The sequence below is a fragment of the Sutcliffiella sp. NPDC057660 genome, from assembly GCF_042800035.1.
Classification (GTDB): Bacteria; Bacillota; Bacilli; order Bacillales; family Bacillaceae_I; genus Sutcliffiella_A.
The window spans coordinates 139,622-162,220 of the sequence record NZ_JBHVHV010000005.1 but is presented as its reverse complement, the minus strand read 5'-3'; the positions used below and the strand labels follow the sequence as shown (position 1 = coordinate 162,220).

At 43.0% G+C, this 22,599-nt stretch carries 19 protein-coding genes; all 19 read left to right on the top strand.

Annotation, left to right across the window (positions count from 1 at the left end; all coding sequences use genetic code 11):
* Positions 1 to 95 precede the first annotated feature (95 nt).
* Complete coding sequence (gene pyrH / locus ACFVAD_RS06940) at positions 96 to 818, top strand: UMP kinase (protein WP_386637465.1); 723 nt, start codon at positions 96 to 98, stop codon at positions 816 to 818.
* A 2-nt stretch (positions 819 to 820) separates the two neighbouring features.
* Entirely contained in the window at positions 821 to 1,378 is a 558-nt protein-coding gene (frr, locus tag ACFVAD_RS06935) for a ribosome recycling factor (RefSeq protein WP_386637463.1), read from the top strand.
* A 129-nt stretch (positions 1,379 to 1,507) separates the two neighbouring features.
* On the top strand, positions 1,508 to 2,281 hold the full coding sequence (locus ACFVAD_RS06930) for an undecaprenyl pyrophosphate synthase (RefSeq protein ID WP_386637461.1): 774 nt from the start codon (positions 1,508 to 1,510) through the stop codon (positions 2,279 to 2,281).
* An 18-nt stretch (positions 2,282 to 2,299) separates the two neighbouring features.
* On the top strand, positions 2,300 to 3,088 hold the full coding sequence (locus ACFVAD_RS06925) for a phosphatidate cytidylyltransferase (protein ID WP_386637459.1): 789 nt from the start codon (positions 2,300 to 2,302) through the stop codon (positions 3,086 to 3,088).
* Between the two features lie 36 nt (positions 3,089 to 3,124).
* Entirely contained in the window at positions 3,125 to 4,276 is a 1,152-nt protein-coding gene (dxr, locus tag ACFVAD_RS06920) for a 1-deoxy-D-xylulose-5-phosphate reductoisomerase (protein WP_386637457.1), read from the top strand.
* A 13-nt stretch (positions 4,277 to 4,289) separates the two neighbouring features.
* Positions 4,290 to 5,552: an RIP metalloprotease RseP gene (gene rseP / locus ACFVAD_RS06915; protein WP_386637455.1), complete on the top strand. Its 1,263-nt coding sequence runs from the start codon at positions 4,290 to 4,292 to the stop codon at positions 5,550 to 5,552.
* A gap of 555 nt (positions 5,553 to 6,107) precedes the next feature.
* Positions 6,108 to 7,811, top strand: a complete 1,704-nt coding sequence (locus ACFVAD_RS06910) for a proline--tRNA ligase (protein WP_386637453.1) — start codon at positions 6,108 to 6,110, stop codon at positions 7,809 to 7,811.
* A 95-nt stretch (positions 7,812 to 7,906) separates the two neighbouring features.
* Positions 7,907 to 12,217 carry a PolC-type DNA polymerase III gene (locus tag ACFVAD_RS06905; protein WP_386637451.1) on the top strand — a complete coding sequence of 1,437 codons (4,311 nt, stop codon included), beginning with the start codon at positions 7,907 to 7,909 and terminating at the stop codon, positions 12,215 to 12,217.
* Positions 12,218 to 12,525: 308 nt separating this feature from the next.
* On the top strand, positions 12,526 to 12,996 hold the full coding sequence (gene rimP, locus ACFVAD_RS06900) for a ribosome maturation factor RimP (protein ID WP_386637449.1): 471 nt from the start codon (positions 12,526 to 12,528) through the stop codon (positions 12,994 to 12,996).
* Between the two features lie 78 nt (positions 12,997 to 13,074).
* Positions 13,075 to 14,196, top strand: a complete 1,122-nt coding sequence (gene nusA, locus ACFVAD_RS06895; RefSeq protein ID WP_386637447.1) for a transcription termination factor NusA — start codon at positions 13,075 to 13,077, stop codon at positions 14,194 to 14,196.
* A gap of 21 nt (positions 14,197 to 14,217) precedes the next feature.
* Positions 14,218 to 14,502, top strand: a complete 285-nt coding sequence (gene rnpM, locus ACFVAD_RS06890; protein WP_386637445.1) for an RNase P modulator RnpM — start codon at positions 14,218 to 14,220, stop codon at positions 14,500 to 14,502.
* The gene (locus ACFVAD_RS06885) at positions 14,499 to 14,798 is read left to right on the top strand and encodes a YlxQ family RNA-binding protein (protein ID WP_386637443.1); all 300 of its coding nucleotides are present in this window, start codon (positions 14,499 to 14,501) and stop codon (positions 14,796 to 14,798) included. Before rnpM ends, ACFVAD_RS06885 begins: the two co-directional genes overlap by 4 nt.
* 17 nt (positions 14,799 to 14,815) lie before the next feature.
* The gene (infB, locus tag ACFVAD_RS06880; RefSeq protein WP_386637440.1) at positions 14,816 to 16,978 is read left to right on the top strand and encodes a translation initiation factor IF-2; all 2,163 of its coding nucleotides are present in this window, start codon (positions 14,816 to 14,818) and stop codon (positions 16,976 to 16,978) included.
* Positions 16,975 to 17,253, top strand: a complete 279-nt coding sequence (locus ACFVAD_RS06875) for a DUF503 domain-containing protein (RefSeq protein WP_386637438.1) — start codon at positions 16,975 to 16,977, stop codon at positions 17,251 to 17,253. Before infB ends, ACFVAD_RS06875 begins: the two co-directional genes overlap by 4 nt.
* A gap of 13 nt (positions 17,254 to 17,266) precedes the next feature.
* Positions 17,267 to 17,626 (top strand): 30S ribosome-binding factor RbfA, encoded by a 360-nt coding sequence (gene rbfA / locus ACFVAD_RS06870; RefSeq protein ID WP_386637436.1) that lies wholly within the window; start codon positions 17,267 to 17,269, stop codon positions 17,624 to 17,626.
* A gap of 102 nt (positions 17,627 to 17,728) precedes the next feature.
* A complete protein-coding gene (gene truB / locus ACFVAD_RS06865; protein ID WP_386637434.1) occupies positions 17,729 to 18,649 on the top strand; it encodes a tRNA pseudouridine(55) synthase TruB in 921 nt (306 codons plus the stop codon).
* A gap of 56 nt (positions 18,650 to 18,705) precedes the next feature.
* Entirely contained in the window at positions 18,706 to 19,695 is a 990-nt protein-coding gene (ribF, locus tag ACFVAD_RS06860; protein WP_386637685.1) for a bifunctional riboflavin kinase/FAD synthetase, read from the top strand.
* 84 nt (positions 19,696 to 19,779) lie between these two features.
* On the top strand, positions 19,780 to 20,049 hold the full coding sequence (rpsO, locus tag ACFVAD_RS06855; RefSeq protein ID WP_078380855.1) for a 30S ribosomal protein S15: 270 nt from the start codon (positions 19,780 to 19,782) through the stop codon (positions 20,047 to 20,049).
* 362 nt (positions 20,050 to 20,411) lie between these two features.
* Entirely contained in the window at positions 20,412 to 22,529 is a 2,118-nt protein-coding gene (pnp, locus tag ACFVAD_RS06850) for a polyribonucleotide nucleotidyltransferase (RefSeq protein ID WP_386637431.1), read from the top strand.
* The last annotated feature ends 70 nt before the right edge of the window (positions 22,530 to 22,599 follow it).

The window sequence follows — 22,599 nt, the reverse complement described above, 5'->3', positions numbered from 1 at the left end:
TAGGGGAGCACACTTTGTGTTCCCTTTTTTAAAAACAATATTATCTATTTATATAGGTAGGTAGAATAGAAATACATGTATTCCTGGAGGTTATTATGGCTCAAGCAAAATATCGTCGTGTCGTATTGAAATTAAGTGGGGAAGCTTTAGCAGGCGACCAGGGCTTCGGTATCAATCCATCCGTTATAAAATCTGTATCCCTTCAAGTAAAGGAACTGGCTGATTTGGGTGTGGAAGTGGCTGTCGTAGTTGGCGGCGGAAACATCTGGAGAGGCAAGATAGGCAGTGAAATGGGAATGGATCGTGCTTCCGCTGATTATATGGGGATGTTAGCTACTGTCATGAACTCATTAGCACTACAAGACAGCCTGGAAAACGCAGGGGTGGAAACCCGTGTTCAAACTTCGATCGAAATGAGACAAGTTGCAGAACCATACATAAGAAGGAAAGCAATACGTCATCTTGAAAAGAAACGTGTTGTCATTTTCGCTGCAGGTACCGGTAACCCGTACTTCTCCACTGATACAACAGCTGCATTGCGTGCTGCTGAAATTGAGGCGGAAGTAATCCTGATGGCAAAAAACAATGTGGATGGCGTATATAGTGCAGATCCGACCATCGATAGTACTGCAACAAAATATGAAACACTTTCCTATCTTGATGTATTACGCGAAGGACTTGCTGTAATGGATTCCACAGCTTCTTCTTTATGTATGGATAATGATATACCAATCATTGTTTTCTCTGTCATGGAAGAAGGAAACATCAAACGTGTAGTTTTAGGTGAAAATATCGGAACAATTGTAAGGGGGAAATAACCATGGCCAAACAAGTCATTACACAAACAAAAGAAAGAATGGAAAAAGCGATTCAGTCTTATTCCAGAGAATTGGCATCCATCCGTGCAGGACGTGCTTCTGCGGCAATTCTCGATAAAGTGACTGTCGATTATTATGGCGCTCCGACTCCTGTAAACCAGCTTGCATCCATTAACGTGCCGGAAGCAAGACTATTAGTGGTACAGCCTTACGACAAATCTTCTTTAGGGGATATCGAAAAAGCGATCATCAAGGCGGATTTAGGACTGAATCCTTCCAATGACGGAACCGTTATCCGTATTTCCATCCCTGCATTAACTGAAGAAAGACGTAAAGAGCTTGTTAAAACTGTGAAGAAATCTTCTGAGGAAGCAAAAGTTGCGATCCGTAACATTCGTCGCGACGGCAATGATGATTTAAAAAAGCTTGAAAAGAACGGCGAGATCACAGAAGATGAATTGCGTGGTTATACAGATGACATCCAAAAGCAAACAGACAGCTATATTGTGAAGGTGGATTCTGTTACAAAAGAAAAAGAAAAAGAAATCATGGAAGTCTAAGCGATTTACATGTAAAATAGAAAGATGGAAAGACCCTCTAATGTTTACAGGGGGTTTTTTTGTTAATACTGTTACTATAAATGGAGAACCTTTGTTGGCGAGTCTGTTTATTTTTAATGGAGGATTTTTATGCTGAAAAAAATACAAGAGTGGAGAGGCAAAGAAACCTCTAAATCCTCTTTTTCCAAAGAGGAACTAATGCAGCACCAAATCCCGGAACACATCGCTGTCATTATGGATGGAAATGGGAGATGGGCGAAAAAACGCGCCCTACCACGAGTGGCAGGGCATCATGAAGGAATGAAAACGGTAAGAAAGATTACAAAGTCCGCTAATAGCCTTGGTGTCAAGGTGCTGACGATGTATGCTTTTTCAACTGAAAATTGGAAACGCCCAAAATTGGAAGTGGATTTCTTGATGAAGCTCCCTGAAGAGTTTCTTGGCACATTTCTACCTGAATTGATGGAGGAAAATGTACAAGTCCGATTGATGGGAAACAAATCAGACCTCCCGGCACACACGCTCAGGGCTGTTGAAAATGCAATGGAAAAGACAAAGGATAATACCGGTCTAATTTTAAATTTCGCCTTGAATTACGGGGGCAGAGATGAAATTTTACGTGCGGTAAAAAATGCAACAACAGATATTCAAGACAACAAATTAACGATGGAACAATTATCAGAAGAGGTTTTTTCTACGTACCTTTTCAGCAATCAACTACCAGATCCAGATCTTCTAATTCGTACAAGCGGTGAGATTAGATTAAGTAACTTCATGCTATGGCAGCTTGCCTACGCCGAATTCTATTTTACTGATGTACTATGGCCAGATTTTGATGAAAATCATCTCTTTGAGGCGATTAGTAGCTATCAACAGCGCGGCAGAAGATTTGGTGGTATATAAAAAGGTGTTGGACATACAATGAAACAACGGATTATTACAGCTGTCATCGCTGCCGCGGTGTTCTTGCCAATCGTGATTTATGGAAATCTACCATTTGTACTCTTTATTTATTTATTAGCTACCATAGGATTATACGAAGCACTTAGAATGAAGAATATCTCCATTACAAGTGTTCCAGGCGTGTTATCCCTGCTGTTGATGTGGGTGCTTCTTATCCCAGGAGGATGGATGCCGACTGAACCCCTGTTTACGAAAGTGGAATTCCTGGTAATGGGTGTCTTGCTGCTATTAACCTATACGGTCATTAGTAAAAATAGATTCAATTTTGATGATGTAGGGTTTGCATTGCTCTCTATTATCTATGTTGGTATGGGCTTCTTCTATTTTATCGAAATTCGTGACATCTCCTTGGCCTATGTGTTTTTTGCTCTGGTTGTAATTTGGGCAACCGATTCCGGAGCGTATTTTATTGGCAAGGCGATGGGAAAAACAAAATTGTGGCCGGAAATCAGTCCGAATAAAACAGTGGAAGGATCATTGGGCGGAGTGGTTTGTGCAATTTTAGTTGCAATCATTTTCCAGTTTACAGTAGGGTTTGAACATGGGCTTATCATTACCATCATAATAGCGAGTATTCTATCGGCAGTGGGACAAATGGGCGACCTGGTCGAGTCCGCACTGAAAAGACATTATGCGATTAAGGATTCCGGTAATCTCCTCCCTGGACATGGTGGGATTTTAGATCGTTTTGATAGCCTGCTGTTTGTTTTGCCACTATTGCATTTTATACATAAATTTATATCCTAAGCGCTCGTATAGTGGTGGATGAAGGAGTGAAAGCTTGTGAAGCAGATATGCCTATTAGGTGCTTCTGGTTCGATAGGGGTACAAACTTTAGATGTGATAAAGCAGCATCCGGATCTATTTCAACTAGTCGCCTTTAGTGTCGGGAGCAATGTTTCGGCAGCAGTCGAGATAATCAAGGATTTTTCACCTAAAGCTGTTTCAGTGAAAACTAAAGAGGACTGTGATACATTGAAAAGGCAGTTTCCGGCAAGTAAAATCCGCTTTTCCTATGGGGAAGATGGGTTAGTGGATATTGCCACCCATGAAGAGGCAGAGATTGTCGTGAATGCAGTGATGGGAAGTGTTGGACTAGTTCCGACGCTGCATGCCATTGAGTGCAAAAAAACAATTGCACTTGCAAACAAGGAAACTCTCGTTACAGCAGGTCACATCGTCATGGCGGCGGCTAAAAGGCATGGTGTAACGATTCTTCCGGTTGACAGCGAGCATTCCGCAATTTATCAATGTCTTCAAGGAGAAAATGAAAAAAACATCCAATCTCTTATCTTGACTGCATCCGGTGGAAGTTTCAGGGATAAATCCAGAAAAGAATTGGAAGGGGTAACAGTTGCCGATGCCCTGAATCATCCTAACTGGTCCATGGGTGCAAAGATCACCATAGATTCTGCGACCATGATGAATAAAGGGTTGGAAGTGATCGAGGCACACTGGCTGTTCGATATCCCTTATGAAGATATAAAAGTGGTATTACATAGAGAAAGTGTCATTCACTCTATGGTGGAATTCCATGATACAAGTGTGATGGCCCAGCTCGGCACGCCAGACATGAAGGTCCCCATCCAATATGCACTAAGCTATCCGGATCGTTTTGAACACAAATCAGGAAAAAGACTGAGTCTCACGGATTTTGGAAAGCTCCATTTTGAAAAAATGGATTTTGAACGATTCAGATGCCTGCATTTTGCTTTTGAAGCAGGGAATACGGGAGGCACGATGCCTACTGTACTGAATGCAGCGAATGAAATGGCTGTGGATGCATTCCTCAACGGCAAAATAGAGTTTTTAACCATTGAAGACCTCATCGATAAGGCCATGCAGCGACATACAGTCCAGTTGAATCCTGATTTGCAGACCATTAAAGAGGTTGACCTTGAAACGAGAGAATTTGTTCGTTCACTAACAGATTAGAGGTGGAGATCTAGTGAATACAGTAATCGCATTTATTATCATCTTTGGAGTTCTTGTATTTGTTCATGAACTGGGACATCTGGTTTTTGCCAAACGCGCAGGTATTCTTTGCCGCGAATTTGCCATTGGCTTTGGCCCCAAGGTATTTTCATTTAAGAAACAGGAAACCGTCTATACCATCAGGCTTCTGCCAATCGGTGGATTTGTCCGGATGGCTGGGGAAGACCCGGAAGTTATTGAGGTCAAACCGGGGTACCATGTCGGCCTTATGTTCGATGGCAAAGGGGAAGTCAATAAGGTAGTCATCAATAATAAGGATAAGTATCCGGATGCCAAGATCATCGAGGTTGAATATGCGGATCTCGAACGTGAACTTATCATCAGAGGGTACGAGTTAAATGAAGAGGAAACTTTGAAGGAATATAAGGTGAGCAAGGAATCCTACTTTGTCATGGACGGGCAGGAAATCCAAAATGCACCGTACGATAGACAATTCGGTTCCAAAACGCTAATGCAGCGTACACTGGCTATTTTTGCAGGTCCGATGATGAACTTCATTCTAGCCTTTTTGATTTTCGCCTTTCTGGGTATGGTCCAGGGTTATTATATCAACGAAGCCGTTATCGGGGAATTGACTCCGGATGGCGCTGCTCAGTCTTCAGGTTTACAGCAAGGCGATAAAGTGTTGGCAATCAATGACGAAAGCGTGTCTACGTGGGAAGAAGTCGTGAAGATCATCCAAGTTAACGCAAATGAGGAACTGCTGTTCTTGGTTGAAAGAGACGGGCAGTCGATGAACATTCCGGTCACCCCTAAATCCGAACAGGCTGAAAATGGAGAGGCAAGAGGAGTTATTGGCGTATTCATGCCTACCGAGAAGTCCGTCCTAGGGGCTATTCCAAAGGCTGCCACAGAAACCTATACTTGGACAAAAGAGATCATTACCGGTCTTGGTAAGCTTGTAACAGGTCAATTCTCCATTGATATGCTTTCCGGTCCTGTAGGCATTTATAAATCTACCGAAGTGGTAGCGGAATCAGGAATTTTCCTCCTCATGCGCTGGACTGCCGTGCTAAGTATCAACCTGGGCATCATCAACCTACTGCCTATCCCGGCATTGGATGGTGGAAGACTGATGTTCTTTGCTGCCGAAGCGGTAAGAGGAAAACCGATTGACCGCCACAAAGAAGGACTCGTCCACTTCATCGGTTTTGCATTACTGATGCTCTTGATGCTAGTCGTAACCTGGAATGACATCCAGAAGTTCTTTTTGTAATAAGAATCTTTTCGTAAAGATTGTTGCTTTAAGAATAGGCTTCAGCTAAAGATAGAATGCCGACATTAAACACCCTGTTGGTCTCCGTTCCAGGCGTTCGCTTATCCTAAGGCGGCCTCGGGAGCCTCCTCGGCGCTTTGCGCCTGCGGGGTCTCCCTTGACACGCTGCTCCCGCAGGAGTCTCACACCTTGCACTCCAACCAACAGGGGTGAATCATAGTATAAAATTTGCTTCTCTAAAGTTTGAAAATTGGCATTGTCAAATTTTTTTACTTCAGTAGAGCAAATAATGTAAAAAAACTGAGTTGATTGTAGCGGAGGACACTTGACTCCTGCGGGAAGATAGAGGGCATGAGAGACCCCACAGGCGAAGCCGAGGAGGCTCCCATCCGTCCCCGGCGAATCTTGTGTCCGGAGCGGAAATCAACGGGCTACATTCGATGTGACAGCCTAAATTAAAAAGTTTGATTAAAGGAGATTGACTTGCATCCTTGTGAAAGATGCAAGTTCTCTTTGCTTTTATAGTAAAATACATAAGTTATGGGGTGCCCTTATATGAAACAAAGCATGACGCTAATTCCTACTCTGAGAGAAGTCCCTTCAGATGCAGAAGTGAAAAGCCATCAATTGCTGCTTCGAGCAGGTTTTATACGACAAAACGCAAGCGGAATCTACAGTTTTCTGCCTTTAGGAAAAAGAGTATTGAAAAAGGTGGAAGATATCGTCCGCGAAGAAATGGAAAATGCAGGGGCGGTGGAGCTACTGATGCCGGCTATGCAAGCGGCAGAGCTGTGGCAGGAATCCGGCCGATGGTATTCCTATGGACCTGAACTCATGAGATTGCATGATCGCCATAATCGTGAGTTTGCACTCGGTGCGACCCATGAAGAGGTAATTACAACAATTGTACGTGATGAAGTGAAATCCTATAAGAAGCTTCCTTTGACACTCTATCAGATTCAAACTAAATTCCGTGATGAAAAGCGTCCCCGCTTCGGTCTTTTACGAGGGAGAGAGTTTCTGATGAAGGATGCCTATTCCTTCCATGCAACACAAGAGAGCCTGGACGATGTTTACGAAAAGATGTTCACAGCCTACTCCAATATCTTTACAAGACTGGGATTGAATTTCCGAGCTGTCATTGCAGATTCCGGAGCAATGGGCGGTAAGGATACGCATGAATTCATGGTACTATCAGAAATTGGAGAGGATACGATTGCCTATTCTTCGGACTCTTCCTATGCTGCCAATATTGAAATGGCTCCGGTTGTTGCCAACTATGAAAAAAGCGGCGAAGCGGCAGAAGAGTTGGAAAAGGTGTCTACACCTGACAAAAAAACCATTGAAGAGGTTTCAGACTTCCTACAAGTTACTAGTACCAAAATGATTAAAACACTTTGCTTTAAAGTGGATGAAAAATTTGTGGTAGTACTGGTTCGCGGCGACCACGAAATCAATGACGTAAAATTGAAAAACCTCTATCAGGCATCCGTAGTTGAATTGGCATCGCCTGATGAAGTGAAAGAACAGATGGGCTGCTCCATCGGTTCCCTTGGACCGATAGATTTACCCCAATCTATAGAGGTTGTAGCTGACCACGCAGTTGAGTATTTGGTAAACGCTGTGGCAGGTGCCAATGAAGAAGGCTATCATTATACGAATGTTAATCCTGTCAGGGATTTCACCGTAAGTCAATATACAGACCTGCGTTTCATTCAGGAAGGGGACCTTTCACCTGATGGACAAGGGGTTATCAAGTTTGCCAAAGGCATTGAAGTTGGACATGTATTCAAGCTTGGTACACGCTATAGCGAAGCAATGGGGGCAACTTTCCTTGACGAAAACGGAAGATCGCAGCCGATGATTATGGGCTGCTACGGCATCGGTGTGTCCCGTGTTATGGCTGCGGTAGTAGAGCAGTTCCATGATGAAAGTGGAATTGTGTGGCCCGAAGCAGTTACACCTTATGATGTTCATGTCATACCGGTTAACGTGAAAAATGCCGACCAGGCACAACTGGCGGAAGAAATTTATTCCGATTTGAAAAAAGCAGGATTTGCAGTTCTGTTCGATGATCGCCAGGAACGTCCTGGAGTCAAGTTTGCAGATGCAGAGCTGATCGGTTTGCCTGTACGTGTGACTGTCGGGAAAAAAGCAGAGGAAAAAGTAGTGGAAGTAAAATGGAGAAAAACAGGTGAAATGGAAGAAGTATCTGTTGAACATTTGATTCAAACACTGCGCCAATCTGTAGTACAATAGATGTGAATACACAAAAAAGGTACCCCCATTTGGAGGTACCTTATAGTATGTTTAGAAAAATGATTAGGGACGGAGAAAGGGGTCTGAACATTGTAATGGAGCTAGTTCAAGAAAAAAAAGATCGATTTCGTCTTCTCCTTCAGCAGCTTGATTTGACAAGTGATGATATTTTTCCTTACTTTGCAGAAGCTGGAATAGATAAATTGACTGTAGAGAAGACAAGCAAAAGATGGCATTTTCATTTTGTTCTACAGAAAGTTCTGCCTGTTTCCATCTATGAATTATTTTACATGAAGCTAACAAAAAGCTTTTCGCATATAGCCAATGTTTCCTTTCAAATCAGTGTCTTGGACCGTTCATTTGAGGATTCATATATACAAGACTATTGGCCAGTCTGCCTGAAAGAACTTGAAGGCTGTTCCCCGCCGCTATTAATGTTATTAAAGGGGCAAGCACCTACGCTTCAGGGCAATAAGCTTATGCTGACTGCCAGGAATGAAGCGGAGGCTATAGCGGTCAAACGAAAATTGAACACTACCATATGTACAACATATGAGGGGTTTGGTTTTCCGACGTTCGTGCTTGATACGACACTTTCCCATTCGGAGGAGGAGTATCAGCAGTTTGTGGAACAAAAGCAGATGGAAGACCAACAAAAAGCGTTGGCCGCTGTCACCGAGATGCAGAAAAAAGATAGCGCCAAAGAGGATGGCAGTTCGATCAGCGGTCCGGTAATGATCGGCTACACCATCAAGGATGACGCAGAGATAAAAACCTTGGCGGAGATTGTCGAAGAGGAAAGACGTGTCGCTGTTCAAGGGTATGTATTTGATGCCGAAACGAAAGAGCTTCGCAGCGGCAGAACGTTGTTGACCTTCAAGATAACCGACTATACCAATTCCATCCTTGTAAAAATGTTCTCAAGAGACAAAGAGGATGTACCGTTATTGCAAGCCGTGAAAAAAGGCATGTGGCTTAAAGTGCGAGGAAGCATTCAAAACGACACCTTTGTCCGTGACCTCGTTATGATGGCCAATGATATCAATGAATTCCAAGGCAAAGAAATCAGGGATACTGCACCAGAGGGTGAAAAAAGGGTCGAACTGCATCTTCATTCCCCGATGAGTACAATGGATGCCGTCAGCTCCATTTCCTCCCTGGTGGCTCAGGCAAAAAAATGGGGTCATGAAGCCATCGCCATTACAGACCATGCGGTTGCTCAAGCCTATCCCGAAGCATATTCCGCCGGAAAGAAGAATGGCGTCAAAATATTGTATGGATTGGAAGCGAACCTCGTAGACGATGGTGTTCCCATTGCCTATAATCCTGCCCATCGAAATCTGGCGGAAGATACTTATGTTGTTTTCGATGTGGAGACCACAGGTTTATCTGCCATGTACGACACAATTATCGAGCTTGCAGCAGTCAAGATCAGGGATGGAGAGATTATTGACCGATTTGAATCATTCTCCAATCCCCACCACCCTTTATCTGCAACCACCATCAATCTGACAGGGATCACAGATGACATGGTCCGGAATGCACCGGAAATAGGTGATGTACTGCAGGATTTCTATAAATGGATAGAAGATGATATTCTAGTGGCACACAATGCGAGCTTTGATATGGGATTCCTGAATATCGGGTTCCAGCGCATAGGAATTGGAAAAGCGAAGAATCCTGTCATCGATACACTTGAGCTGGGTCGACTGCTTTTCCCGGATTTAAAAAATCATCGGTTGAATACCCTTTGTAAAAAGTTTGATATTGAACTAACACAGCATCACAGAGCAATCTATGACGCGGAGGCCACCGGTTACCTGCTCATGAAGATGCTGAAGGACTCCCTGGAGCGCGGCATCACCTATCATGATGAACTGAATGACAACTCCGGTAAGTCCGATGCCTATAAAAGGGCGAGACCTTCCCATATCACTCTGCTGGCAGTAAATGAGGTTGGATTGAAAAACATTTTTAAGCTTGTATCGATTTCCCATATGAACTACTTTTTCAGAGTTCCTCGAATCCCACGTTCATTGCTGCAAAAATATCGGGAAGGCCTGCTCGTAGGGACGGCCTGCGATAAAGGGGAAGTTTTCGAAGGGATGATGCAAAAAGCACCGGATGAAGTAGAAAGCATTGCCGAGTTCTATGATTACATCGAAGTTCAGCCTCCAAGCAATTATGATCACCTGATTGAATTGGAATTGATCAAGGACGAAAAGGCGTTAAAAGAAATCATCACAAATATCGTCAAGCTTGGAGAAAAACTAGAAAAGCCGGTAGTAGCGACTGGTAATGTACACTATCTGAAAAAAGAGGATAAGATTCACCGTGAGATTCTTGTAAGGTCCCAATCAGGAGCGAATCCCCTGAACCGTCACAAGCTTCCGGATGTCCATTTCAAGACAACCGACGATATGCTTTCCGCCTTTTCTTTCCTTGGTGAAGAAAAAGCAAAGGAAATTGTCGTCACAAATACGCAGAAAATCGCGGGCATGACCGAGGAGATTAAACCGATCAAGGATGATTTGTATACACCTAAGATTGAAGGTGCAGATGAAGAGATTCGTGAGATGAGCTATTCAATGGCGCGAAGCATCTACGGGGAAGATCTTCCGGATCTGGTGGAGAAGCGAATTGAAAAAGAACTGAAAAGTATCATCGGGCACGGTTTTGCAGTTATCTATCTGATATCTCATAAGCTTGTTAAAAAGTCATTGGATGATGGATATCTAGTAGGTTCTCGTGGTTCTGTCGGATCTTCTTTTGTGGCAACCATGACGGAGATAACCGAGGTGAACCCACTTCCACCGCATTATGTGTGTCCATCCTGTAAAACATCCGAATTCTTTGACGACGGTTCGGTAGGTTCGGGGTTTGATCTGCCGGATAAAGACTGTCCGAATTGTGGAGAGGCTTTCAAAAAGGATGGTCATGATATACCGTTTGAAACGTTCCTTGGATTCAAAGGGGATAAGGTTCCCGATATCGATTTGAACTTTTCCGGGGAGTATCAGCCTCGTGCCCATAATTACACGAAAGTGCTGTTTGGCGAAGACTATGTATTCCGTGCAGGGACGATCGGTACCGTAGCTGATAAAACAGCATACGGGTATGTGAAAGGCTACGCAAATGATCGTAACCTCATTCTTCGGGGAGCTGAAATTGACCGCCTATCATCAGGTTGTACAGGGGTAAGAAGGTCAACAGGTCAGCATCCCGGCGGTATTATCGTTGTGCCGGATTATATGGATATATATGATTTCTCCCCTATACAGTTTCCGGCTGATGATACAAGTTCGGAATGGAAGACCACTCATTTTGACTTCCATTCCATTCATGACAATCTGTTAAAGCTTGATATACTTGGACATGATGACCCGACCGTTATCAGGATGCTGCAGGATCTAAGCGGTATTGATCCGAAGACGATTCCTACAGACGACCCTTATGTGATGAAAATCTTCAGCGGCACCGAATCGCTCGGGGTTACGGAAGAACAGATCATGTGTAAAACTGGTACACTTGGTATTCCTGAGTTCGGAACAAGGTTCGTAAGGCAGATGCTTGAAGATACAAAGCCATCGACCTTCTCTGAGCTTGTCCAGATATCCGGGCTATCGCATGGTACAGATGTATGGCTTGGGAACGCACAGGAGCTTATTCACAATAAGACATGTACCTTGAGCGAAGTTATCGGATGCCGTGATGATATAATGGTTTATCTCATCTATAAAGGACTGGACCCTTCCATGGCCTTCAAGATCATGGAATCTGTTCGTAAAGGGAAAGGTCTTTCCGAAGAATTCAAAGAGGAAATGATCAAGAACGATGTACCTGCATGGTATATCGATTCGTGCCTGAAAATAAAATATATGTTCCCGAAGGCGCATGCTGCAGCCTATGTTCTTATGGCAGTGCGTATCGCCTACTTTAAAGTGCATTTCCCACTGATGTATTATGCGGCGTATTTTACCGTCCGAGCGGATGATTTTGATCTTGACAGTATGGTGAAAGGATCAGCAGCCATCCGTCAAAAGATTGAAGAGATAAATGCCAAAGGTCTGGATGCTTCCCCGAAGGAAAAATCCTTATTGACCGTTTTGGAATTGTCACTGGAAATGAGTGAAAGAGGATTCTCGTTCCAAAAAGTGGATTTGTATAAATCACATGCATCCGATTTCATTATTGAAGGGAATACACTCATCCCTCCTTTCAATGCCATTCCTGGACTTGGTACCAATGCTGCCATCAATATTGTAAATTCAAGGGAAGATGGCGAGTTCCTTTCAAAAGAGGATCTTCAGCAGCGCGGCCGGGTTTCAAAAACTATCATGGAATTTCTGGACAAGCAGGGATGTCTTGGTTCTCTACCGGATCAAAACCAGCTCTCCCTGTTCTAAAATGTTGTCACAAACCTTGTAAATCAAAACAGGGCAAGCTTTGCAAACACTAGAAAGATTTGCATATTTACCAGGGATATGATATATTTACATTGGAAATGCTATATACAGGTAATTAGCAAAGAGTGGGGAAACCCACTCTTTCGTATTGTATCCCCATTTTCCGGCGACTTAGGAAATTACGATTCTTCGGTATCGCCTTTAGGTGTACATAAGCTTGCTTGTTTATGATTCCCTGCTAATTTTGGCAGGGTCTTTTGTTCAGATTTTAAAAACATCGTTTCTCGCTACAGCGAAGGAGGAAAAAGATGAGCAAAAATGTAATAGATACGGTAGAGGAATTAATGCTGCCTATCTCAGAAGAAATGAATGTTGAATTAGTGGATATTGAGTACGTAAAAGAAGGTTCTTCTTGGTTTTTACGTGTGTTTGTAGACAAAGATGGCGGCATCGACATCGAAGACTGTGGAACAGTGAGTACGATGTTGAGCGAAAAGCTTGATGAGCTGGACCCTATCCCGCATAACTACTTCCTCGAGGTCTCTTCTCCTGGTGCAGAACGCCCCTTGAAGAAAAAAGAAGACCTGGAAAAATCAATCGGCAAGTATGTGCATGTGAAAACATACGAACCGTTGGATGGACTCAAAACTTTTGAAGGTGACCTTTTAAGTTTTGATGGAGAAACTCTTACCATTTCCATGACGATCAAGACACGTAAAAAAGTAGTGGCAATTCCGTATCCGAAAGTGGCCAAAGCACGTTTGGCAGTGAAATTCTAATAAGGTTCAATACCTATTTCCACACTGGCCGTCAAGGTTAAAAAGAATGAATAGGTATGTTAAGGGGGACATGGTTGTATGAGCAGCGAGTTATTTGATGCCCTGACTCTGATGGAAAAAGAAAAAGGCATTAGCAAAGACGTAATTATTGAAGCGATTGAGGCTGCACTTATATCTGCTTACAAAAGAAACTTTAATCAAGCACAAAATGTTCGGGTGGATCTGAATTTGGAATCAGGCACTATGCGAGTATTTGCAAGAAAAGATGTCGTAGAGGAAGTATTTGATCCCCGTCTTGAGATTTCCGTGCAAGAAGCTCGCCGACTGGATCCGAACTATCAGGAAAACGATGTTGTGGAAATCGAGGTAACACCGAAGGACTTTGGCCGCATTGCAGCACAAACTGCGAAGCAGGTCGTAACGCAACGAGTAAGAGAAGCGGAGCGAGGAGTCATCTACTCGGAGTATATCGAACGTGAAGAAGATATCATGACAGGTATTGTCCAACGATTGGACGCTAAGTTCATTTATGTCAGCCTAGGGAAAATCGAAGCGCTTTTGCCGGTAAATGAGCAAATGCCTAATGAACATTACAAACCTCATGATAGAATAAAAGTATTCCTTACAAAAGTAGAGAAGACAACAAAGGGTCCTCAGATCTTTGTTTCACGCTCGCACCCGGGTTTGCTGAAGCGCCTATTTGAATTGGAAGTTCCGGAAATCTATGATGGAACTGTCGAAATCAAATCCGTTGCCCGCGAAGCAGGTGATCGCTCCAAGATCTCTGTTCATTGCGATAATCCGGAAGTTGATCCGGTTGGAGCTTGTGTAGGTCCTAAAGGGCAAAGGGTTCAGGCAATTGTAAACGAACTGAAGGGCGAAAAGATCGACATCGTAAAATGGTCCAAGGATCCTGTGGAGTTCGTGGCAAATGCCCTTAGTCCGTCAAAGGTTCTGGAGGTACAGGTAAATGAAGAGGACAAAGCGACAACTGTCATCGTTCCTGACTATCAACTTTCCCTTGCAATCGGGAAAAGAGGCCAAAATGCGCGTCTTGCAGCCAAACTTACAGGCTGGAAAATTGATATAAAAAGCGAGTCTGAAGCAGAACAATTAGGAATCTATCCAAGCCTTTCCCTATCAAAAAATGATGAGGAAGATATGGATGATTACTATGAGGATGAGAACACAGAAGAATGATCGTAAAAGAGGGTGAGACCAGTGAACAGTCGCAAAAAAATTCCTATGCGAAAATGCGTTGCTAGTCAGGAATTGAGACCGAAGAAAGATCTGATTCGCATTGTCCGCTCCAAAGAGGGCGAAGTCTCGATTGACCTTACAGGGAAAAAGTCTGGTAGAGGGGCGTATTTGGCAAGAAGCAAAGAGAGTATCCTTCTTGCACAAAAGAAAAATATATTATCCCGACATCTAGAAGTGGCGATTGATGATTCATTGTATGATGAATTGCTTCAACTGGTAGAAACGGAGAAAGATTCAACATCATGAATAATCAATGGTTATCCATATTAGGTCTCGCCACAAGAGCGAGAAAAATCATCACCGGGGAAGAGCTGGTGGTGAAAGAAGTCAGAGCTGGGAATGCCAAGCTTGTACTAGTTGCAGGGGATGCATCTCCCAATACAATGAAAAAGCTGCATGATAAGTGCAGTTATTACGAAGTGCCGATCAGAACGGTCGAGGATCGGTACGAGTTAGGTCGGGCAATAGGAAAAGACGCGAGAGTTTCCATCGCGATCCTTGATGCAGGGTTTGCAAAAAAACTCCTCACTTTGCTCGATTAATCTTTGGGGGTGAATGTATGACGAAATTACGCGTGTACGAATACGCTAAGCAAAAGAACGTATCAAGTAAAGATGTCATTACAAAACTAAAAGAAATGAATATTGAGGTATCAAACCATATGGCAACATTAGATGAAGACACTATCCAAAAACTGAATGGCACAAATAAAACTGAAGCAGCTAAAAAACCGGCGGCTTCCCAAGGAACTAACAGTGCTCCAAAAAAGCCTGCGAATAACCAAGGGTCAGCACAAGGTGGCACAAAGAGCAGCAACTCTGCCCAAAAGCCAGCAAAGAAGCCATTCAACAATAATAGCAATAACAGCAATAATAACAATTTTTCAAAAGGTAAGAAGAAACAGCAGAACAATAAACAAAACCGCGGACCACAATCAGCGCCAACACCACCAGTGAAGAAAAAAGAGACACCTTCTAAGATCACTTTCACAGGTTCCCTTACAGTTGGAGAATTAGCAAGCAAGCTGAACAAAGAGCCTTCTGAAATTATCAAGAAGCTTTTAATGCTTGGTGTAATGGCTACCATCAACCAGGATCTTGATAAAGATGCAATCGAACTGGTAGCTGGCGAGTTCAATGTTGAAGTAGAAGAAGAAATCATTTTTGAAGTAACTGATTTCGAAGGCTACGAAACAGAAGATAAAGAAGAAGTGCTAGAAGAACGTCCACCAGTTGTTACCATCATGGGTCACGTTGACCACGGTAAAACTACCCTGCTTGACTCCATCCGTAACACAAAGGTTACAGCTGGAGAAGCAGGTGGAATCACCCAGCATATCGGTGCTTACCAAGTAGTGGTGGAAGGAAAGAAAATCACTTTCCTTGACACTCCTGGGCATGCTGCCTTTACTACGATGCGTGCGCGTGGAGCGCAAGTAACGGATATAACCATTCTTGTTGTAGCGGCCGATGATGGAGTTATGCCTCAAACAGTAGAAGCAATCAACCATGCAAAAGCTGCCGAGGTTCCAATCATCGTTGCGGTAAATAAGATGGATAAAGAAGGTGCCAATCCTGAACGTGTTATGCAGGAATTGACAGAGCATGGACTTGTTTCCGAAGCATGGGGCGGGGATACTATATTTGTTCCACTATCTGCTCTAAGCGGAGAAGGAATTGATACGCTACTTGAAATGATCCTGCTTGTATCAGAAGTGGAAGAATTCAAAGCAAACCCTAAGCGTGCCGCATCAGGTACGGTTATTGAAGCACAGCTTGATAAAGGAAGAGGATCTGTAGCGACACTTCTTGTGCAAAAAGGTACACTCAAAGTTGGAGATCCAATCGTTGTAGGAAACACTTTCGGCCGCGTGCGTGCGATGGTAAATGATTTGGGACGCCGTGTGAAAGAGGCTGGTCCATCTACACCTGTTGAAATCACGGGTCTTAATGATGTGCCGCAAGCCGGTGACAACTTCATGGTCTTCGCAGATGAGAAAAAAGCACGTAATGTCGGAGAAGCACGTGCTCAAAAACAACTTCAAGAGCAAAGAAGCGAGAAAACTCGTGTAACATTGGATGACCTTTTTGAACAAATCAAACAAGGTGAAATGAAAGAAATCAATATCATTGTCAAAGCTGACGTTCAAGGTTCTGTAGAAGCGATGGCTGCATCCCTGCAGAAAATTGAAGTCGAAGGCGCCAAAGTGAAAATCATTCACACTGGTGTTGGAGCAATCACAGAATCCGACATTATTTTAGCATCTGCCTCCAATGCGATTGTAATAGGCTTCAACGTGCGCCCTGATGCAGGAGCAAAGCGTACAGCTGATGTGGAGAAGGTTGACATTCGTCTACACCGTATCATCTACAAGGCGATTGAAGAAATTGAAGCAGCGATGAAAGGGATGCTTGACCCTGAATTTGAAGAAAAAGTTATCGGTCAAGTGGAAGTTCGTCAAACCTTCAAAGTTTCCAAAGTTGGAACAATCGCAGGAGCTTATGTGACGGAAGGTAAAATCACTCGTGATTCCAGCATTCGACTAATCCGTGATGGCATTGTCATTTTTGAAGGGGAATTAGATACTCTAAAACGTTTCAAGGATGATGTGAAAGAAGTTGCGACAAACTATGAGTGTGGAGTAACGATCAAAAACTTTAATGATATCAAAGAAGGCGACATCATCGAAGCGTACGTCATGCAAGAAATCGAAAGAAAATGATCGGATATTTAGAATGTGACTGTATGATCTATGATGCTCAATCCTTGAAGGAGAAGAGAGCCGTACTTCAGCGCATCATCACAAGACTGAAGCAACGGTTCAACATTTCCATTTCGGAGATTGACCATCAGGACGTATGGCAGCGGACGAAGCTAGGGATCGTATCCATATCTTCTTCTAAATCCGTCACCGAAAAGGAATTGCAGAAAGTCCTTATATATTTGGATTCCTTTCCGGAAATAGAACGAGCAGAAACTTCGCTTGATTGGCTTTAAAGGGGTGAAAAGTATGACACTCAGATCAAACCGTGTTGGAGAGCAGATGAAAAAGGAGCTTTCCGATATCATTGGTCGTAAAATCAAAGATCCCCGTGTAGGTTTTGTCACAGTTACAGATGTGCAGGTTACCGGCGATCTTCAGCAAGCCAAGGTGTTTATCTCTGTCCTTGGAGACGATGAAAAGAGACAGGATACACTGATAGGCCTGGCAAAAGCAAAAGGCTTCATCCGCAGTGAAATCGGACGGAGAATTCGTTTGAGAAAAACTCCTGAGCTTTTCTTTGAATTTGACGAATCCATGGAATACGGTAATCGCATCAATACCTTAATCCATGAATTGAATAGAAATGACTCTGATGATGAAGAGTAACCTTGAAGGATAGACAGAAGTGTCTATCCTTTAAGTGTAATTAATGCGTTATTCAAGGCTTTAAAAACTACTGAATTGATTAAATAGGAAGGGGTGCATCCCTTGGATGGCATTCTGGTCTTAAACAAACCAAAGGGATTAACTTCTCATGACTGTGTCTTCAAAGTGAGGAAAATCCTCAAAACAAAAAAAGTCGGCCATACAGGCACGCTCGATCCGGAAGTTACAGGTGTTCTGCCGATCTGCATTGGAAAGGCGACTAAACTTGTTGAGTTCCTGACAGCTGAACAAAAAACATACATAGGGGAAGTAACAATAGGCTTTTCCACCACAACCGAGGACCAAACAGGAGAAGTGGTGGAGAAAAAGGAAGTAACTGAACCTATTTCACAAGAGAAAATAGAGCAGGTTCTAAAAGAACTGACAGGTGAAATAGAACAGACCCCTCCCATGTTCTCCGCAGTGAAAATAAATGGGAAAAAATTATATGAATATGCCAGGGAAGGAAAAGTTATAGACCGACCTTCCAGAAAAATTACCATCTACGACCTTTTTCTAACAAGTGATATTAAGCATGAGAACGATACTCTGAAGTTTTTATTTGAGGTGTCATGTAGCAAAGGGACCTATGTAAGGACATTGGCAGTCCAAATAGGAGAACTGCTTGGCTATCCAGCACATATGAGTCTATTGACCAGAGTCGCTTCTGGGAATTTTAAAATTGACCAGGCGATTACTTTGGAGGAACTCGAAGATCTGATGGTGAACGATAAAGTGGACAGTGTCCTTGTTCCAATGGAAAAAGCGTTAAACTCGTTGCCTAAGCTTGAGATAAGTGATACAGTAGCAGAGAAAGTCCAAAATGGAGCAGTCCTCCCCTTTCCTGAAGAGTTTGCTGGTGAAGCGGAGTACTTCAGTGTTTTCCATAATAATGCTTGCCTGGCCATTTACATGAAGCATCCGACAAAACCGGGATTAATGAAGCCAAAGAAGGTTTTTCACGGTCAGGACAGTGGATTTTAAAGAGAATAGAAATTTGGCATACATTCTGTATGAACAGATAGATTTAGGTGATTATGATGAAAGTTGTCTATTTAGAACATCCTCATTCTATACAGCAAAAAGAGTGTGATCCTTCGGTCGTGGCACTCGGTTTTTTTGACGGCATCCATTTAGGTCACCAAAGTGTCATAAAGGCTGCCATTGAAATATCAAGGGAGCATAATCTGAAAGCTTCCGTCATGACATTAGATCCGCATCCATCCGTCGTTCTGAGGAAGACCGTTCAACATGTTCGTTATATTACACCCTTGATGGAGAAGATAAAGATTCTTAACAAATTGGGTGTGGATATTCTGTACGTGGTGAAATTCGATCTGGAATTTGCCGGTCTTGTGCCTCAGGACTTTGTTGACCAGTATATAATTGGGCTCAATATCAAACATGTAGTGGCTGGATATGATTATTCATACGGCCGCTTAGGGAAGGGAACAATGGAAACACTGCCTTTCCATTCTCGAGGGCAATTTAATCAGACCGTCATTGAAAAGTATACAACCAATAACCTCAAAGTAAGCTCTACACTGATTCGGGATCAGATCAAAGAGGGGGAAATGGATAAGCTCCCCCATACGCTGGGCCGCTTCTATGTAATCAGGGGAACAGTGGGGCATGGTGATAAACGTGGCCGTACCATCGGTTTCCCTACAGCGAATATTGAGCTTTCAGACGATTATGTGGTTCCGAGGACAGGTGTCTATGCAGTGAGAATGCATGTAAGAGGTCAATGGCATCAAGGAGTCTGCAATATCGGCTATAAACCGACCTTTAAAGAACGTAAAGAAGATGCATTGCCTTCCATTGAGGTCCATCTTTTTGAATACAATGAATCTATCTATGGAGAGGAAGTCATTGTGGAATGGCACCAAAGCATCCGGGAAGAGCGGAAGTTCGCAGGTGTTGATGCCTTGATTACACAAATCAAAAAGGACAAGCAGATGGCAAAGGACTATTTTCATAAAAGCACACCCGATACTTGCTTTTTATCGAAAAAAGATGTATGCTATTAAACGTACTAAAACCATTGCTTGGCAAGTCGAATCACCAACGCTTGCTCGGTAATAGGGGTTTTTACTAATAAGGAGGTGAATAGGATGGCTATCACACAAGAGCGTAAGCAAGAGCTAATCAATGAGTACAAAACTCATGAGTCTGACACTGGATCACCAGAGGTTCAGATCGCTGTCCTAACAGAGCAGATCAACAACCTAAACGAGCATTTACGTACGCACAAGAAAGATCACCACTCACGTCGTGGTCTATTGAAAATGGTTGGTAAACGTCGTAACTTACTAACTTACCTACGTAATAAAGATGTAACTCGTTACCGTGAACTAATCACAAAATTAGGTCTACGTCGATAATGTTTTTTGAAAAAGCGGGAGAATTCCCGCTTTTTTGTTAGTATTTTTAGAAGCGACTATTCGCAAGGTTGTACCTTTGACTTTCCATATATATCATAAAAGGCAACTTTTTACCTATACATTACGGAATTCTATTGATATGTTGTAGTTATTTCGTTCATACTATACATAATACTGAATGCATTATTTTTACTATTGAATATTTTAAATAGGCACTACTCAGATCGTTGCTTTTACCTTATATGAAAATTGTACCTCTTGGCTTCTTGCTTTTTAGTGTAGATGTCCCAATAGGATGAAAGGAAAGTAGCAAGTAAGTAAGCCTATACATATGAAATGCTAGAGAGGGGTTAAACGAACTCATGGGACAAGACAAACAAGTCTATACTATTGATTGGGCTGGAAGAAGCCTTTCGGTGGAAATTGGCCAATTGGCGAAACAAGCAAACGGAGCTGTAATGGTTCGTTATGGTGACACTGCGGTATTGAGCACTGCAACTGCTTCAAAAGAACCAAAAAAATTAGATTTCTTCCCATTAACTGTAAACTACGAAGAGAGATTGTATGCAGTCGGGAAAATTCCTGGTGGATTCATCAAGCGTGAAGGTCGTCCAAGTGAAAAAGCGATCCTTGCCAGCCGTTTGATTGATCGCCCGATTCGTCCGTTGTTTGCCGACGGGTTCAGAAACGAAGTACAGGTCATCAGCATCGTGATGAGTGTGGATCAGAACTGTTCCTCTGAAATGGCTGCTATGTTCGGTTCATCATTGGCATTATCCATTTCTGATATCCCTTTTGAAGGACCGATTGCAGGAGTTACCGTTGGTAGAATTGATAACGAATTCATCATCAATCCTAACGTGGAGCAATTGGAAAAGAGTGATATCAATCTGGTTGTTGCCGGTACAAAAGATGCCATCAACATGGTAGAGGCAGGAGCAGATGAAGTGCCGGAAGAAGTGATGCTTGAAGCAATCATGTTCGGTCACGAAGAAATCAAGCGCCTGATCGAATTCCAGGAAGAGATTGTAAAAGCAGTCGGTAAAGAAAAGACTGAAATCGCGTTGTACGAAGTGGACAAAAACCTGGAAAACGAAATCCGCGCTCTTGCCGAGGAAGATATGACAACTGCTGTTCAAGTATTTGAAAAGCATGCACGTGAAGCAGCCATCAAAGAAGTAAAAGCTGCTGTCCTTGCTAGATACGAAGAGCAGGAAGCGGAAGCAGATACACTAAAACAAGTAAATGAAATTTTGAGCATGCTTGTAAAGGAAGAAGTAAGAAGGCTTATCACAGAAGATAAGGTACGTCCGGATGGCCGTAAGAGCGATGAGATTCGCCCATTATCCTCTGAGGTTGGATTGCTTCCTCGTACACATGGTTCAGGGTTGTTTACTCGTGGACAAACTCAGGCATTGAGCATCTGTACATTAGGAGCACTTGGCGATGTTCAGATTTTGGATGGTCTTGGAGTGGAAGAAGAGAAGCGCTTTATGCATCACTATAACTTCCCATTATTCAGTGTTGGTGAAACTGGTCCGATGAGAGGTCCAGGCCGTCGTGAAATCGGGCACGGTGCCCTTGGTGAACGTGCACTTGAACCTGTCCTGCCTTCTGAAAAGGATTTCCCATATACAGTTCGTCTTGTTTCCGAAGTATTGGAGTCAAACGGTTCCACTTCCCAAGCAAGTATTTGTGCTAGCACATTGGCAATGATGGATGCAGGTGTTCCAATCAAAGCACCTGTAGCCGGAATTGCAATGGGATTAATCAAAAAAGGTGAACATTATACAGTACTATCCGATATCCAAGGTATGGAAGATCACTTGGGGGATATGGATTTCAAGGTTGCAGGGACTTCTAAGGGTGTTACAGCACTTCAAATGGATATTAAAATTGAAGGGCTTTCCCGTGAAATTCTGGAAGAAGCATTACAGCAAGCGAAAGTTGGCCGTATGCACATTCTGGAATCCATGCTTGCGACTCTAAACGAGTCTCGTAAGGAACTTTCCCAATATGCTCCTAAAATCCTGATGATGGCAATCAATCCGGATAAAATCCGTGATGTAATCGGACCGAGCGGAAAACAAATCAATAAGATTATTGAAGAAACTGGCGTTAAAATCGATATTGAGCAGGACGGAACGGTCTTTATCTCCTCTGTAGACAGTTCAATGAACGAAAAAGCGAAAAAGATCATCGAAGATATCGTGCGCGAAGTACAAGTAGGCGAAATCTATCTTGGAAAAGTGAAGCGCATCGAGAAGTTTGGTGCATTCGTCGAATTGTTCAGCGGCAAAGACGGTCTTGTTCATATTTCAGAGCTTGCAGAAGAACGTGTGAAACAAGTGGAGGACGTTGTGAAGCTTGGCGAAGAAGTATTGGTGAAAGTTATGGAGATCGACAAGCAAGGAAGAGTGAATCTTTCCAGAAAAGTTCTCCTTAAAGAGCAAAAAGAAAAGAATGAACAAATGTCATAAAAAACGAGCCTGGTGAAGACCGGGCTTTTTTTGCAATAGGAACAATATTGCTTTATGTTCTACCTTGTCC